The 15080-nt window shown below is 70.4% G+C and carries 14 protein-coding genes; 6 read left to right on the top strand and 8 right to left on the bottom strand.

Features of this window, described 5'->3' with window-relative positions:
- Positions 1 to 41 precede the first annotated feature (41 nt).
- Positions 42 to 2591, top strand: a complete 2550-nt coding sequence (gene pepN / locus VGJ24_RS17490; protein ID WP_331501925.1) for an aminopeptidase N — start codon at positions 42 to 44, stop codon at positions 2589 to 2591.
- Here pepN and VGJ24_RS17485 read toward each other — a convergent pair.
- A complete protein-coding gene (locus tag VGJ24_RS17485) occupies positions 2588 to 2968 on the bottom strand; it encodes a DUF5130 family protein (protein ID WP_331501924.1) in 381 nt (126 codons plus the stop codon). The genes pepN and VGJ24_RS17485 overlap by 4 nt on opposite strands.
- A gap of 16 nt (positions 2969 to 2984) precedes the next feature.
- Positions 2985 to 3353 carry a hypothetical protein gene (locus VGJ24_RS17480; protein ID WP_331501923.1) on the bottom strand — a complete coding sequence of 123 codons (369 nt, stop codon included), beginning with the start codon at positions 3351 to 3353 and terminating at the stop codon, positions 2985 to 2987.
- 21 nt (positions 3354 to 3374) lie between these two features.
- Between VGJ24_RS17480 and VGJ24_RS17475 the strand changes: the two genes are divergently transcribed.
- Positions 3375 to 4331 (top strand): mechanosensitive ion channel family protein, encoded by a 957-nt coding sequence (locus tag VGJ24_RS17475; protein WP_331501922.1) that lies wholly within the window; start codon positions 3375 to 3377, stop codon positions 4329 to 4331.
- Positions 4328 to 4708 carry a globin gene (locus tag VGJ24_RS17470; protein WP_331501921.1) on the top strand — a complete coding sequence of 127 codons (381 nt, stop codon included), beginning with the start codon at positions 4328 to 4330 and terminating at the stop codon, positions 4706 to 4708. The genes VGJ24_RS17475 and VGJ24_RS17470 overlap by 4 nt, the downstream gene beginning before the upstream one ends.
- Here the strand turns inward: VGJ24_RS17470 and VGJ24_RS17465 are convergent.
- Positions 4680 to 5564 carry an acyl-CoA thioesterase gene (locus VGJ24_RS17465; RefSeq protein WP_331501920.1) on the bottom strand — a complete coding sequence of 295 codons (885 nt, stop codon included), beginning with the start codon at positions 5562 to 5564 and terminating at the stop codon, positions 4680 to 4682. The genes VGJ24_RS17470 and VGJ24_RS17465 overlap by 29 nt on opposite strands.
- A 49-nt stretch (positions 5565 to 5613) precedes the next feature.
- On the opposite strand from VGJ24_RS17465, the gene VGJ24_RS17460 reads away from it, so the two are divergent.
- A complete protein-coding gene (locus VGJ24_RS17460; RefSeq protein WP_331501919.1) occupies positions 5614 to 6840 on the top strand; it encodes an acetyl-CoA C-acetyltransferase in 1227 nt (408 codons plus the stop codon).
- Between the two features lie 63 nt (positions 6841 to 6903).
- Positions 6904 to 7395, top strand: a complete 492-nt coding sequence (locus VGJ24_RS17455; RefSeq protein ID WP_331501918.1) for a MarR family winged helix-turn-helix transcriptional regulator — start codon at positions 6904 to 6906, stop codon at positions 7393 to 7395.
- Positions 7396 to 7405: 10 nt separating this feature from the next.
- Here the strand turns inward: VGJ24_RS17455 and ettA are convergent, their stop codons facing one another.
- The 5 genes from ettA to VGJ24_RS17430 all read right to left on the bottom strand — a co-directional run bounded on the left by ettA (position 7406) and on the right by VGJ24_RS17430 (position 14272).
- Positions 7406 to 9088, bottom strand: coding sequence for an energy-dependent translational throttle protein EttA (gene ettA / locus VGJ24_RS17450; protein WP_331501917.1), 1683 nt, complete (start codon positions 9086 to 9088; stop codon positions 7406 to 7408).
- Positions 9089 to 9140: 52 nt separating this feature from the next.
- Complete coding sequence (locus VGJ24_RS17445; RefSeq protein WP_331501916.1) at positions 9141 to 9533, bottom strand: single-stranded DNA-binding protein; 393 nt, start codon at positions 9531 to 9533, stop codon at positions 9141 to 9143.
- Between the two features lie 137 nt (positions 9534 to 9670).
- Positions 9671 to 11293, bottom strand: a complete 1623-nt coding sequence (locus VGJ24_RS17440) for a GTPase (RefSeq protein ID WP_331501915.1) — start codon at positions 11291 to 11293, stop codon at positions 9671 to 9673.
- A 124-nt stretch (positions 11294 to 11417) separates the two neighbouring features.
- Positions 11418 to 13154 carry an ABC transporter gene (locus tag VGJ24_RS17435; RefSeq protein WP_331501914.1) on the bottom strand — a complete coding sequence of 579 codons (1737 nt, stop codon included), beginning with the start codon at positions 13152 to 13154 and terminating at the stop codon, positions 11418 to 11420.
- Positions 13151 to 14272: a PrsW family intramembrane metalloprotease gene (locus VGJ24_RS17430; RefSeq protein ID WP_331501913.1), complete on the bottom strand. Its 1122-nt coding sequence runs from the start codon at positions 14270 to 14272 to the stop codon at positions 13151 to 13153. Before VGJ24_RS17430 ends, VGJ24_RS17435 begins: the two co-directional genes overlap by 4 nt.
- 68 nt (positions 14273 to 14340) lie before the next feature.
- On the opposite strand from VGJ24_RS17430, the gene VGJ24_RS17425 reads away from it, so the two are divergent.
- Positions 14341 to 15080: aminopeptidase P N-terminal domain-containing protein (locus VGJ24_RS17425; protein ID WP_331501912.1), on the top strand; the 740-nt coding region annotated here is incomplete at its 3' end.

Genomic DNA, 15080 nt, shown 5'->3' with positions numbered 1-15080 from the left:
GGGATTGTCGGACGGGTCCCGCCCAATGGCAGGATCGGCCCATGCCTGGTACCAATCTGACCCGGGAAGAGGCCGCTACCCGCGCCGCACTCCTGGACGTCACGTCGTACTCCATCGACCTGGACCTCACGACGGGCGACAAGACCTTCTCCTCCACCACGACGCTCCGCTTCGCGTGCCGCGAGCCCGGGGCGGACACGTTCGCCGATCTCGTGGGCGCCACCGTCGACGAGATCACGCTGAACGGCCGCAGCCTGGACCCCGCGGAGGTGTACGCCGACAGCCGGATCGCGCTGACCGACCTGGAGGCGGACAACGAGCTCGTCGTGCGGGCGGACTGCAGCTACTCCCACTCGGGTGAGGGCCTGCACCGGTTCGTCGACCCGGTGGACGACCGCGTCTACCTCTACACGCAGTTCGAGGTGCCCGACGCCCGTCGCGTGTACACGACGTTCGAGCAGCCCGACCTGAAGTCGGTCTACACCTGGACCGTCGTGGCCCCCGAGAGCTGGAAGGTCGTGTCGAACGCACCGACGCCGGCGCCTGAGCCGCTCGGCGACGGCAGGGCCCGGTGGAGCTTCCCGGAGTCGAAGCGGATGTCGACGTACGTCACGGCGCTGATCGCCGGTGAGTACCACGAGCACCTCGACTCCTACCAGGGCAAGAACGGCCCGATCTCGCTCGGCCACTACTGCCGGCAGGCGCTGGTGGAGCATCTCGACACCGAGGAGCTGCTGCTGATCACCCGGCAGGGCTTCGAGTTCTTCGAGGAGGCCTTCGACTTCCCGTACCCGTTCGAGAAGTACGACCAGCTGTACGTGCCGGAGTACAACTCCGGGGCGATGGAGAACGCCGGTGCGATCACGCTCCGCGACGAGTACCTCCCCCGCAGCAGGCAGGACTCCGCGTTCTACGAGTTCCGCTGCTCGGTGATCCTGCATGAGATGGCGCACATGTGGTTCGGCGACCTGGTGACCATGCGCTGGTGGGACGACCTGTGGCTGAACGAGTCGTTCGCCGAGTGGGCGTGCTACCACGCGGCGGTCGAGAACACGTCGTACACCGAGTCCTGGACGGGCTTCACCAACGCCCGGAAGAACTGGGCGCTGCGCCAGGACCAGCTGCCGTCGACGCACCCGATCGCCGCGGACAACTACGACCTGCGTGCGGTCGAGGTGAACTTCGACGGCATCACCTACGCCAAGGGCGCCTCGGTGCTCAAGCAGCTGGTCGCGTGGGTCGGCATCGACGAGTTCCTGGTCGGTCTCCGCCAGTACTTCAAGGACCACGCCTACGCGAACTCCGAGTTCGTCGACCTGCTGACCGCGCTGGAGAAGGCCTCCGGGCGCGAGCTGGACGCCTGGGCGAAGGAGTGGCTCCAGACCAGCGGCGTCAACACCCTCTCCCCCGCGTTCGAGCTCACCGCAGACGGCGACTACGCGTCGTTCGGGGTCCGGCAGACGGCGGGCGGCGACAACCGGACGCTGCGACGCCACCGCATCGGCATCGGCCTGTACGACGAGCGCGACGGCCGCCTGGTGCGGCGACGCAACGTCGAGGTCGACGTCGAGGGCGAGGGCGAGCTCACGTCGATCGACGAGCTCGTCGGCGAGCGGCAGCCGGACCTGCTGCTGCTCAACGACGGCGACCTCACCTACGCCAAGATCCGCCTCGACGAGCGGTCGCTGGCGACCCTGGTGCGCGGTCTGCGGACCCTCGACGACTCGCTGGCGCGCGCGCTGTGCTGGGGTGCCGCCTGGGACATGACCCGCGACGCCGAGATGGCGGCGTCCGACTACGTCGCGCTCGTCCTGCAGAACATCGGCAGTGAGACCGACGCCTTCGGCATCCGCGCCATCCCGAGCTACGCCGGCATCGCCGTCAACCTCTACTCCGACCCCGCCAAGCGAGCCGGGCTGCGGGCCACCTGGGAGGCCGGGCTGCGCACCCTGCTGCACCAGGCCGAGCCCGGCAGCAACGCCCAGCTGATCTTCGCCCGGCTGTACGCCGCCGCCCTGGTCTCCGACGAGGGCATCGAGGAGGTCGCCGGACTGCTCGACGGCTCGGTGACCGTCGAGGGTCTCGAGATCGACACCGACCTGCGCTGGATGCTCCTGGTCGGGCTCGCTCGCTGTGGTGCGGTCGGCGACGCCGAGATCGACGCCGAGCTGGATCGCGACCCCACGATCTCCGGGCAGGAGAACGCCGCGGCCGCGCGGGCCTCGCGCCCGGACGCCGATGCCAAGGCGGCCGCGTGGACCGAGCTCGTGGCGAACCCCGACGTGCCGAACGAGACGCATCGGTCGATCGCCGGGACGTTCATGCGGTACGGACAGGAGGAGCTGCTCGCGCCGTACGTCGAGAAGTATCTCGCCGCCGCCGACACCGCCTGGGAGGAGCTGGGCACCCACATGGCGTCGAACCTGCTCGAGGACGTCTTCCCGCTCCCACTCGGCAGCCTCGCGCTCGTCCAGCGGATCGACCGCTGGCTGGATGAGTCGCCCGCGACACCCGCTGCCAAGCGCTACGTGAGGGAGGGCCGGGCGGACGTCCTCCGCGCGCTCGCCGCGCAGGAGCGCGACGCAGGCTAAGCCTCGGCGTGCAGGGTCCGCGGCGCTCGGGCGCCCATCGCGAGCATGGTCACGCCCCGGCGAAGCCCGCGCACCAGGTCGCCGCCGGCGAACTCGGTGCGCATCTCGAGCACCGCGAGCGCGACCTCCTGGTCGCTGAGCACGCGGCGTACCTCGGAACCGGTGACGACCTCGATCAGCCGCGCGACCGGGTCGACCATGACCAGAACACTGCGTGCGGGGGTCGACAGCGCCGCGTGCAGCCGCTCGGCGAACTGCCGCGGGTCGCCCTCGCTGGTGCCGACGAACACGGAGAACTCGCAGCGCGACACCCGCTCGGCCGACCGGATGGCCTGGTCGAGGGAGGCGCGCTGGGTCGCGGTGAACTCACGGGCCATCTCGATCACCCCGTGGTCACCAGGTGCCGCCGGCTCCGCCGGTGTCGCGGTCACCGTCCGCGTCGGTCCGCGGCGTCGAGGCGGACTCGAGCTCGGCGGTGTCGCGTCGTCCACCGAACCACTGGTCGTCCGAGCGCGCACCCGCAGGTGCGACCGACTCACCGCGGACGACACCGGGAAGGTAGACCGCCGCCAGGATCCCGAGCGTGATCAGCACCGGGATGCCCACGAACAGCAGCAGGAAGTGGAGGACGGGCACCGGCTGGGGTTTGCTCCACCCGACGGGAATGTCCGCGGACGCCGGCCCGGCGTACGCGATGAGCAGGATCGTGGCGGAGCCCACAACGAGCGCGATGCGCCGCGGGGCCCGGGACTTCGTGGTCACGCGATGAGGATACTGGTCCCCATGCCCGCGGCTCTCACCCTGATCAGCCAGGTCGTGATCAGCCAGGACCAGTGGCAGGACCTCGGCAAGCACCTCGCCAAGAAGGCGGGCGTCCTGGTGCTGATCTTCGTGATCGCGGTGGTGGTGCAGTTCATGCTGCACCGCCTGATCGACCGACTCGTGAGCAGGGCGGAGGAGGGGGTCCTCCCCGGTCGGCTCACCAACGGCAAGCTCGGTCGCAGCTCGAGCGAGCCAACGCCTGGCTCCACGCGTCGTGTGCAGCGCGCCAAGACCGTGGGCACGCTTCTCAAGAGCATCGTCTCGGGGGTCGTGATCGCGATCGCGATCACGATGATGCTCGCCGAGCTGGGCCTCGACATCGCCCCGATCCTGGCCAGCGCGGGGATCCTGGGCGTGGCCCTGGGCTTCGGATCGCAGACGCTGGTCAAGGACTACCTGTCCGGGATCTTCATGATCTTCGAGGACCAGTACGGCGTCGGCGACGTCGTCGACGTCGGTGAGGCGAGCGGCACGGTCGAGGCGGTCAGCCTGCGCGTCACGCGACTGCGCGACACCAACGGGACGGTCTGGTACGTCCGCAACGGCGAGATCATCCGCGTGGGCAACATGAGCCAGAACTGGGCGCGCACCGTGCTGGACGTCCAGATCAGCTCGCGCGAGGACATCTCCCACGTGCGGAGTGTCCTGACCGACGTGATCGAGGACATGTGGCGGGACGACGACTACGAGGGCGTGATCATCGAGGAGCCGGAGATCTGGGGCATCGAGGCGATCACGCCCGACGCGATCACCCTGCGGGTGACCCTCAAGACCGCGCCGATGGAGCAGTGGCGGGTCGCGAGGGTGCTGCGCGAGCGGATCAAGTCGCGGTTCGACCACGAGGGCATCCAGGCGCCGTACCCGACGTCGTACGTGATGAACCAGACGCCCGCCGACACCGAGGCCGCCGAGCAGTGACCACGTTCTACGACGAGATCGGCGGCGAGGAGACGATCACCCGGATCGTCGCCGCGTTCTACCGGGGCGTGGCCGACGACCCGTACCTGAAGGCGATCTACCCCGAGGACGACCTGGGCCCGGCCGAGGAGCGGTTCCGGCTGTTCCTGATGCAGTACTGGGGCGGGCCGACGACGTACTCCGAGCGCCGCGGGCACCCACGGCTACGGATGCGGCACGCGCCGTACCCCGTCACGCCGAAGGCGAAGGAGCACTGGCTGCGCCACTTCCGGGCAGCCCTCGACGAGGTGGAGATGCCGGCGGAGCAGGACGCGCAGTTCTGGGACTACATCACCCACGCCGCGCAGTTCATGGTGAATTCCTTCGACGAGACGTGAGCCGCTGCTCGAGGAGCTCCCGGTGCTTCGGGTGCCACGCCACTGGCCTGTCGTCCTGGTCGACGTTGACCTCCACGATCCGGCTGCGCGCCATCACCCGCTCTGCCTTGATCGGGTCGCGGATCTCCTGCTCGAACGACGCGGACCGGTCTCCGACACCGACGACCCGGCTGCGTACGGCGTAAGGCTCCGAGCGGAGGTTCATCTGGCCGACGTAGTCGATCTCGCTCCGCACGATCACCGTGCCGACCGTGCCGTTGACGCGGGCATCTGCGAAGACGCCGACCAGGAGGTCGACCTGCGCCATCTGGGTGTAGTCGAGGTAGCGGAGGTTGTTGACGTGTCCGAGCAGGTCGACGTCGGAGAAGCGCACGTGGATCGGCCGCTCGACCACCTGGCCCTCCCAGTCCTCTCCTCCCCGGGGAGCGACCCGGTCGGACACCGGCGACGGGCCGAGGCTCTCGGTCAGCCGCCCTCGCTCCTCCGGCGTCATCCGGCGCGGACGCCCGGCGGCGAAGACGTACGGCGCCAGCAGCGTGGTGGCGCGGCCGTGCACGACCGGATCGTCCTCCGGCCCCGTGTACAGCTCGTAGCCGAGCGTGAAGGACGCGGCCCGCACCTCCGTGGCCCACACCGCGACGAAGAGCGGGGCCTGCGCCAGCCGCAGGGGGGCGAGGTAGTCGACGACCGTGTTCACCACGACCAGACCCTCGCCGGGGTTCGGAGTGGGCGACGTGTCGTGGTGGCGCAGCAGGTCCAGCCGCGCCTCCTGGAGGTAGTCCACGAAGGCCACGTTGCTGATCGTGTCGCCGTGCTGGTCGGCCCTTCGCATCTGGCACTCGTACACGTGGCGCACGTCCCGATCCTGCCAGCCGGGGCACACGGCTCCCGACTAGGGTGACGACATGCCCGAAGCCGTACTGGTCGCCGCCGCCCGCTCCCCGATCGGCCGAGCCGTCAAGGGATCGCTGAAGGACGTGCGGCCCGACGACCTCGTCGCCCAGATGGTCCGGACGGCGCTCGACCAGGTCCCCGCTCTCGACCGGCACGACGTGGACGACGTCTACCTCGGCTGCGGCCTCCCTGGCGGCGAGAGCGGGTTCAACATGGCGCGCATCGTCAACGTGATGAACGGGATGGACGATGTGCCCGGCGCCACCATCACCCGGTACTGCGCCTCCTCGGTGCAGACGACCCGGATGGCGTTCCACGCGATCAAGGCGGGCGAGGGCGATGTGTTCGTGTCGGCCGGGGTCGAGACCGTCTCCCGCTACGCCCAGGGCAGCTCCGACTCCTGGCCGAACACCCGTAACCCGCTCTACGCCGAGGCGATGGGACGCACGGCCGACCGGGCCGAGCACGGCTCCGGCGGGGAGGCCTGGCACGATCCGCGCGAGGACGGCGTGGTTCCCGACGCCTACATCGCGATGGGACAGACCGCCGAGAATGTCGCCACGCTCCGGGGGCTGACCCGGCGCGAGCTCGACGAGTTCGGCGTACGGTCGCAGAACCTCGCCGAGAAGGCCCTGGCTGACGGCTTCTGGCAGCGGGAGATCACGGCGGTCACGACGCCGGACGGCACCGTCGTCTCGGCCGACGACGGTCCGCGGCCCGGCGTCACCCTCGAGGGGGTCTCCGGCCTGAAGCCGGTGTTCCGTCCCGACGGCGTCGTCACCGCAGGCAACTGCTGCCCCCTGAACGACGGGGCCGCCGCAGTGATCGTGATGTCGGACACCAGGGCCGCCGAGCTCGGGATCACCCCGCTCGCCCGGATCGTCGCCACCGGGGTGAGTGCGCTGTCGCCGGAGATCATGGGGCTCGGACCGGTCGAGGCGACGCGTCGTGCGCTCGCCCACGCCGGGATGACCATCGGTGACATGGATCTGGTCGAGATCAACGAGGCGTTCGCGGCGCAGGTGGTGCCGTCGTACCAGGACCTCGGCATCGACCTCGACCGCCTGAACGTCAACGGCGGCGCGATCGCCGTCGGGCACCCGTTCGGGATGACCGGGGCGCGTCTGCAGACGACGATGCTGAACTCACTCGACTGGCACGACAAGTCGCTCGGACTCGTCACGATGTGCGTCGGCGGAGGGCAGGGCATGGCCCTGATCCTGGAGCGTCTCTCCTGAGCCGACGCCGCCCGCGACGCGCCGGGTCTGCGGAATCCGAAGGTGTCTCGATACGCTTCCGGTATGTCCGAGGCACGGGGGCCCCGCTGGCTGGACGCTGACCAGCAGGCGTCGTGGCGTGCTTTCGCGGTGGGTGTGACGCTGCTGCTGGACCGTCTCGACGCCGATCTCCAGCGCGCGCACGACCTCTCGCTGACCGAGTACGAGATCCTGGTCCGCCTCTCCGAGCGGCCCGAGCGGTCCATGCGGATGGCGCAGCTGGCCGACGCGCTCGCGCACAGCCGCAGCCGGGTGACCCACACCGTCGCGCGGATGCAGAAGGCCGGGCTCGTCGCCCGCTCCACCTCTCCCGAGGACGGTCGAGGCATCGTGTGCACGCTGACCGAGTACGGCCACGACCTGCTGGTCGAGGCAGCCCCGGTGCACGTCCAAGGTGTGCGCGACTACCTGGTCGACCTGGCCAGCACCGACGACTTCGCGGCCCTCGGGCGAGTCATGAACGCCGTCACCGACGGCCTGATCGAGTGCCACCCCGAGGCGGACCTCCGAGGCTGAGCCCGGCCGCTCAGTCGCGGGTGAGGCGCCGGTGGGTGACCCGGTGCGGCCGCGCGGCCTCGATGCCCAACCGCTCGACCTTGTTCTCCTCGTACGCCGCGAAGTTGCCCTCGAACCAGAACCACTTCGCGTCGTCCTCCTCGTCGCCCTCCCACGCCAGGATGTGGGTGGCGATGCGGTCGAGGAACCACCGGTCGTGAGAGGTGACCACCGCACACCCGGGGAACTCCAGCAGAGCGTCCTCCAGGGACTGCAACGTCTCGACGTCGAGGTCGTTGGTCGGCTCGTCGAGCAGCAGCAGGTTGCCGCCCATCTTCAGCGTGAGCGCGAGGTTCAACCGGTTGCGCTCCCCACCGGACAGGATTCCGGCTCGCTTCTGCTGGTCGGGGCCCTTGAACCCGAACGACGCGACGTAGGCCCGCGAGGGCATCTCGAAGTTCGCGACCTTGATGAAGTCGAGCCCGTCGGAGACGACCTCCCAGACGTTCTTCTGCGGGTCGAGACCACCGCGGCTCTGGTCGACGTAGGAGATCTTCACCGTCTGGCCGACGACGAGGTCGCCCTCGTCGGGCTTCTCCTCGCCCACGATCATCCGGAAGAGCGTGGTCTTGCCGACGCCGTTCGGGCCGATCACACCGACGATGCCGGCCCGGGGCAGCGTGAACGACAGGTCGTGCATCAGCGTGCGGCCCTCGAAACCCTTGGCCAGGTCGTGGGCCTCGAGCACGATGTCGCCCAGCCGCGGGCCGGCCGGGATGTTGATCTCGGCGGTGTCGATCTTGCGGTTGCGGTCGGCCTCGGCGGCCAGCTCGTCGTACCGCGCCAGACGGGACTTGCTCTTCGCCTGCCGCGCCTTCGGGTTGGATCGCACCCACTCCAGCTCGCGCTCGAGCATCTTGGCGCGCTTGGCGTCCTTCTGCCCCTCGACCTTCAGGCGTTCCTTCTTGGTCTCGAGGTACGTCGAGTAGTTGCCCTCGTAAGGGTGCGTCTTGCCCCGGTCCAGCTCGAGGATCCACTGGGCCACGTTGTCGAGGAAGTAGCGGTCGTGGGTGACCGCCAGGACACAACCGGGGTAGCCGGCGAGATGGCCCTCCAGCCACTGCACGGACTCCGCGTCGAGGTGGTTGGTCGGCTCATCGAGCAGCAGCAGGTCGGGCTGCTGGAGCAACAGCTTGCACAGCGCCACCCGGCGACGCTCGCCACCGGACAAGGTGTCGACGATCGCGTCGGGCGGAGGGCAGCGAAGGGCGTCCATCGCCTGGTCGAGCCGGCTGTCGAGGTCCCAGGCCGAGGCGTGGTCGAGGTCGGTCTGGAGCTCACCCATCTCGCCCAGCAGGCGGTCGTAGTCCGCGTCGGGGTCGGCCAGCTCCTCGGAGATCTTGTTGAAGCGGTCGAGCTTCCCCTTGATCTCGTGGACCGCCTCCTCGACGTTGTCGAGCACGGTCGTGCCCTCGGTCAGCGGCGGCTCCTGCTGGAGCATGCCGACGGTCGCCCCGGGGTCGAGGATCGCGTCGCCGTTGTTCGGGTGCTCGAGCCCCGCCATGATCTTCAGCAGGGTCGACTTGCCCGTGCCGTTCGGCCCGACGACACCGATCTTGGCGCCGTGCAGGAACGACAGCGTGACGTTGTCGAGGACCACCTTGTCCCCGTGCGCCTTGCGCACGTTACGCAGGGTGAAGACGTAGTCAGCCATGACCCACAAGCCTACGGGTCACGCCCTGGAATCGCCCGATCGGCGCAGACCCTCAGGCGGCGTCCGCCGGCGCCGGAGCCGCGGCGAGCTTGCGTCGTTGGAACCCGCTCGTGCCACGGTTGAGGTCGTGGCCGACGAACGCCGCCTCGACCTCGAACGTGGTCACCTCGAGCCCCGACTTGTTGGTCCAGACGTGCGCGCTCAGCTTGCCGTGGACGACCACGGGGTCGCCCCGGCGGAGCGACTGCTCGCAGTTCTCCGCGAGGGTGCGCCAGGTGTTCACGGAGTACCACTGGGTGTCGCCGTCCTCCCAGCTGTCGGTCTTGCGCTGGTAGCGACGGGGTGTGGTGGCCACCCGGAAGCTGGCCACCGGCACTCCGCCCGCCTCGCGCAGGCTCACCTCGCCGCCGAGCCAGCCCGACAGCGTCACGAAGGTCTCGTTCATGGGTTCATCTCCTGGTTCGTGAAGGGTCTCGTGGAACGTGGGACCGAGCATCGAGACGGCCACCGACAACCACCGACGACCGCACGAGGGGCTGTGGAGCGGGAGCGCGGCGGTGCCGCCTGTGGACTGAAGGCGGGCTACTTGAGCGCGCGAGCCAGTCCCTGGCGCACGTTGTCGTAGGCCGCGAGCTCGGCGCGGACCGGTGCCACGACCAGCTCGTCGGCCACCGACGCGATCGCCGATCGCAGCCTCCGGTCGGCCGCGCGAGCACGAGAACGAGCGGTCGCCGAGACCAGCAAGCGGCACAGCAACGCCAGCAGGAGCCCGAGCACCACCCCACCGAGCAGGAGGAGCACCGGCACCGGGAAGCCACCTGCGTCGGGGGTGTCCGGTCGGTCGACGCCGAACCACGGGTCGGCGATCAGCACGGCCGACCACACGACACCGGCGATCGCGACGAGCAGCAGCAGCCACTGCAGGACGCGCACAAGTCCCGCCCAGGCAGGCATCCGGCCGGCGTCGAGCTCGGTGGTGGACAGGGCCGCGTCGAGACGGTCGTTGAGGTCGGGCAGCCGCGTCACCGACGCGCGGCGTACGGACTCCGCCCAGGGCCGCGAGAGCGGCGCCGAGACCTCGTCGGCCACGGCCCGGACCTCGGCGTCCACGCGGGCGCGCTGCACCTGGGTCGAGGCGGGCACGGAGGTGCGATGGCGGCCGGTGAAGGCCGAGCCCTCCTTGCCCAGGTCGAGGTGGAGGCGCCTGAGCGGGTCGGGCTTCAGCTTGGAGATCCACGACGTCACCGGCCAGCCGGTGGCACGCCGGCCGCGCACCCGGGTGGCCGACTCGACTGCTTCGACGATGGTCGGCACCCCAGCCGCGTCTGCGAACGCGTCCTGGAGGGCTGCGATGCGCTTCTGCGACAGCTCCGGGTGCCCGCTCGTCCCGGTGGCCTCGTCGAGGCGTGCGGCCGCGCTGCGCAGGTCGGCCTCCAGCCGCGCGCGGGTGACCTTCTTGGCACGCACCCGATCACCGATCGCGGACCGCAGCTCGTCGATCCCCTCGCCGGTGCGGGCACTGGTCGCCAGCACCGGAACCCGATCGAGACCGTCGGCCGCCACGAGCCGGCGTACGTCGTCCAGCATCGACCGCCGGCGGTCGTCGGGCACCTCGTCGATGTGGTTGAGGACCACCAGGATGACGTCCTGGTGGGTGGCCAGCGGGGCGAGGTAGCGGCTGTGGATCGCGGCGTCGGCGTACTTCTGGGGATCCAGCACCCACACCATCAGGTCGGTGAGCTCGATCAGCCGGTCGACCTCGAGATGGTGCGACACCTCGGTCGAGTCGTGGTCGGGCAGGTCGAGCAGGACGACGCCCTGGAGCGCCCGGTCCTCCTTGCCGAGGTCGAGCAGGGAGTCGCGCATGATCTGGTGGCGGGGCGCGATGCCGAGGTAGTCCAGCAGCTCGCTGGCGCCCTCCTTGCCCCAGATGCAGGCGGTCGCCCACGACGTCGTGGGACGGCGTACGCCCACCGAGGAGAGCTCGATGCCCGCCAGGGCATTGAACGTCGAGGACTTCCCGGACCCGGTCGCGCCCCCGATGGCGACGACCGTGTGGTTGGCGGTCAGACCGAGTCGTCGTGCGACCCGGTCGACGGTCGCCTCGGCGTCGTCGACGACCCGGTCGTCGAGGCGGCCTCGAGCTGACTCGCTGGCCCGCCCGAGAGCCTCGACCCGGTCACCCAGATCTGAGCCGCGAGACACGACACTCTTGGCTCCGTCCAACAAGGAGGTCACTCGTCTCCCTCGTGAAAGTGCACGAACGTGTTACTCCCGAGCCTAGTGGGACACGCCGTCCGCCTTGCGCACCCCGGCACGCGCGGTGTCGTCAGAGGGAATGCGTGCCCGCTCGTTCGGCGCCCGCGTACCGCAGGTCATCCACGGCGCGCGCGGCGTTGCGCACCCGCTCGGCCGCCTCGGCGTCGAGGCCGAGGCTGGCCAGCAGGTCGAGATAGCGGTGACGCTCCTCGTCGAGCAGCGCCCGGACACGGATCTCGAGCTTGCCTCGTGCCTGCGCCGCCAGCGAGCGCAACGCCTGGTCGCCGAAGACCGCCTCGAGCAGCTTCTGGCCCAGGAGTGCGCTACCGCCGGCGATGCCGACCTCTGCCCCGGTCAGACCGGCGGTGTTGGCGAAGACCACGACCATCAGCGAGACCGCGAGCCCGTTCACGCCGTACGCCAGGAAGCGGGCGGTGGTGCGCTTGTCGGTGCCCTCCGTGCGCACCATCTCGAGGACGTCCTGCTGCCACTCGCGTACGGCGCGCTCGGCCTGGCGGCGCAGCCCGCGCGACGCCCGCCCGAGGTCCTCGCCGACGTCGGAGAGGAGGTCCTGCCCGGGCGCCAGCGTCCGCCACGACGCCTCGGCCCGCTCGGCGGCCGCCTCCGCGTGCTCGAGGATCAGTGTCTCGAGGCTGGACTCGACCGCCACGCTGACCCGCTCGGCCTGCTGCGGCTTGCCCTTGATCGCGTTGACCATCCGGTCGCGCAGCCAGCCGACCTTGGCCTCGAGGGTCTTCAGCAGCTCGCCGGTGCCGACGAACTCCTGCCACCGCACCAGCACCTCGCCGCGTAAGAGGGTCCCGTCGGCGGTGGCCTCGAGCACCTTCCGGATCTCCTCGTCATACGCCGCATTCGCGCCGGAGCGGAGGCGTTCGGCCGCCTCGGACTGCTCGACACACGCGTCCGCGACCGTGTGGGCCCGGCGAGTCAGCGATCGCACCGCGCCCTCGAGGGTCTGCCTGACCATGGCGGCCCGCGCCTCGGCGTCGCCGCCGAGCTCGGCGAGCCAGCCGCGGATCTCGGAGACGTGTCGAGGTGCGAGCAGACCGTTCTCGTTGAGCGTGACCTCGTTGATGGTGAACAGCGGCGAGTCCTTGAGCCCACGCGCCGCCAGCATCCGGGCCAGGTGGGTGGCCACGGTCTCGACGGCGTCCTCCGGGGTGCGGTCGAGCACGATCGCGACGGCCGCCGAGCGCTCGGCCGCCTGGCGCAGGAAGTCCCACGGAACCTGGTCGGCGTACCGGGCCGCCGACGTGACGAACAACCAGAGGTCGGCCGCGGCGAGCAGCTGAGCCGCGAGGAGTCGGTTGCTCTCCTCGACCGAGTCGACGTCCGGGGCGTCGAGGATCGCCAGCCCCTGGGGAACGACGTCGACCGGCACGAGCTGGAGTGCGTGGGGGTCGTGGGTGGGGTGGTGGATCCGCTCGAGCTCGGGCAGCAGCCGGTCGGCGCCGAACCAGTCGGCGTCGGCCGGGTTGTGCACCAGGACCGGCGACCGGGTCGTCGGCCGGAGCACGCCCGCCTCGGTCACGACCGCCCCGACCAGGGAGTTGACCAGGGTCGACTTGCCGGCCCCGGTCGAGCCGCCGACGACAGCGAGCAGCGGTGCCTCGAGGGTGACGATGCGCGGGATGATGTAGTCCTCGAGCTGGTTGACCATCTCTTCGCGGGCGCGTCGGTGCTCCCGGACGTCGGGCAGCTCGAGCGGCAGCGCGGCTCCTTGCAGCGCCGCGCGCAGTCTCACGAGGGCCGTGAGCATCTGCGGGCCGGCGGTGGTGACGGTCATCGGATGGGTACCACCTGTCCGGGGAAGGCGATCGACGGTCGGAGCGCACTGATCCGGGCAACGTAGTCGTGACCTCGGGCGGCGTAGTCCGGCGGGGGTACGCCGCGGAGGTAACGGTTGTGCAGGAAGCCGAGCTCGATGACCGCCTGCTGATAGTCGCGCATCGCCTGCTCGCCGGCCTCGCCGCCGGTGTCGCGGGCATACGCACGGCTGCGTCGCCGCGCGGTCAGGTCGACCACCCAGGCGATGTCGGTCGCCGGCAGCAGCCCGCGCTGGGCGGCGTCGGCCAGGGCACCGGCGAGCATCCGGCCCTCGGAGTGGCGTACCCAGATTGCGAGCGCGACCGCGGCGAGGAAGGCCGGCGCCATCAGGATCAGGTAGATCGTCACGAAGTTGCCGGGCCCGTAGACGGTCGCGGTGTTCCACACGGCATGGGCGAGCACGGCGCACCCGTACCCGACGACCGGAGCCACGATGCGCGTGGTGCGACTCCGGGAGTTGACCGCGATGCCGACTCCGACGCCCGTGCACGCGGTGAACAGCGGGTGGGCGAACGGGCTGACCAGGCAGCGCACGACGAACGTGCCGGTGAGGGCGTGGACGCCGCCCGGACCGAGGTCGCCGGAGCCGTCGTACGCGCTGGCGAGGTAGAGGATGTTCTCGGTGAAGGCGAAGCCGACGCCCACCATGCCGGCGTAGACGATGCCGTCGAGGACGCCGTCGAGCTCGGCACGACGCCACCACAGCAGGAGCAGGAGGAACAGGCCCTTGCTTGCCTCCTCGGCGACCGGCGCACCGATCTCGAGCATCCGCGTGTCGGAGATGCCGCCGACGAAGCCGCCGACACCCTCGACCAGCAGCGCGATGGCGGTCGCGACGAACACGCCCCACAGCAGACCGCCGACGAGCAGACGGCGCGGCTCGGGCTCGTAGCGGTCGAGCCAGAGCAGGCACGCGATCAGCGGCCCGACCGGGACCGCGGCCAGCAAGGCGGCCAGGATCGTCACCCGCGGTGCGCTGGAGGCACCCACGACCAGGCTCATCGGCACGGCGCACAGAAGCACCAGCGCCGTCACCACGATCGTGAAGACGGCGTTGCCGCGCGGGGCACCGGCCATGGCGAAAGCCTAGCGAAATGGTCGATTCCGCTTCGCATGCGCGAACGGCGCGGGCGTAGTCTGCGGGCGTGAGCGACCAGACGGAGATCAAGCCGGAGACCGCCCCCGATCACGAGCTGCACACCGAGTCACACGACCCGTCGGTGCCCGAGGCCTACTCGACGTTCATGCGTCAGGGCTGGGGCGACCGGGGGCTCGACCTCCCGCCGCACCCGATCGCGCCGTACGCCGCGGCCCGCCGGCAGCGGCTCGCCGAGGCCTTCCCGGGCGAGCGGCTGGTGCTGCCCGCCGGCACCTTCAAGGTGCGGTCCTACGACACCGACTACCGGTTCCGCAGCGACACCGCCCACACCTACGTCTGCGGCAACCAGACCAGCGACGCCGTACTCGTGGTCGAGGAGGGCGAGGCCGTGCTCTACGCGCGGCCGCGGTCGGAGCGCACGACCGACGAGTTCTTCCGCGACCGGCAGTACGGCGAGCTGTGGGTCGGCCGCCGCCCCTCGCTGAAGGAGATCTCCGACTCCCTCGGCCTCGAGGTGCGCCACATCGACGAGCTCGCCGGTCAGCTCGCGAAGGCGGGCAAGACCCGCGTCCACCGCGGGATCTCGGCGACCGTCGACACCCTGGTCGCCCCCGACGAGAGCCTCGACACCGACTTCGCCCGCGTGATCTCCGAGATGCGCCTGATCAAGGACGAGTGGGAGGTCGGCGAGCTCCAGACCGCCTGCGACATCACCACCCTCGGCTTCACCGACGCAGCGGGCGAGATGGACCGTGCGGTCGAGCTCGGCGAGCGCTGGATCGAGGG

The sequence above is a fragment of the Nocardioides sp. genome (genome assembly GCF_036493135.1).
Classification (GTDB): domain Bacteria; phylum Actinomycetota; class Actinomycetes; order Propionibacteriales; family Nocardioidaceae; genus Nocardioides.
This window is presented reverse-complemented; position numbering and strand designations above follow the sequence as displayed.

Bases quoted from the DNA above. Each gene is read 5' to 3' on its own strand.
- VGJ24_RS17445 (WP_331501916.1), bottom strand. From the start codon at position 9,533: ATGAACGAGACCTTCGTGACGCTGTCGGGCTGGCTCGGCGGCGAGGTG.
- VGJ24_RS17435 (WP_331501914.1), bottom strand. From the start codon at position 13,154: ATGACCGTCACCACCGCCGGCCCGCAGATGCTCACGGCCCTCGTGAGA.
- VGJ24_RS17455 (WP_331501918.1), top strand. From the start codon at position 6,904: ATGTCCGAGGCACGGGGGCCCCGCTGGCTGGACGCTGACCAGCAGGCG.
- pepN (WP_331501925.1), top strand. From the start codon at position 42: ATGCCTGGTACCAATCTGACCCGGGAAGAGGCCGCTACCCGCGCCGCA.
- VGJ24_RS17460 (WP_331501919.1), top strand. From the start codon at position 5,614: ATGCCCGAAGCCGTACTGGTCGCCGCCGCCCGCTCCCCGATCGGCCGA.
- VGJ24_RS17430 (WP_331501913.1), bottom strand. From the start codon at position 14,272: ATGGCCGGTGCCCCGCGCGGCAACGCCGTCTTCACGATCGTGGTGACG.
- VGJ24_RS17485 (WP_331501924.1), bottom strand. From the start codon at position 2,968: ATGGCCCGTGAGTTCACCGCGACCCAGCGCGCCTCCCTCGACCAGGCC.
- VGJ24_RS17475 (WP_331501922.1), top strand. From the start codon at position 3,375: ATGCCCGCGGCTCTCACCCTGATCAGCCAGGTCGTGATCAGCCAGGAC.
- ettA (WP_331501917.1), bottom strand. From the start codon at position 9,088: ATGGCTGACTACGTCTTCACCCTGCGTAACGTGCGCAAGGCGCACGGG.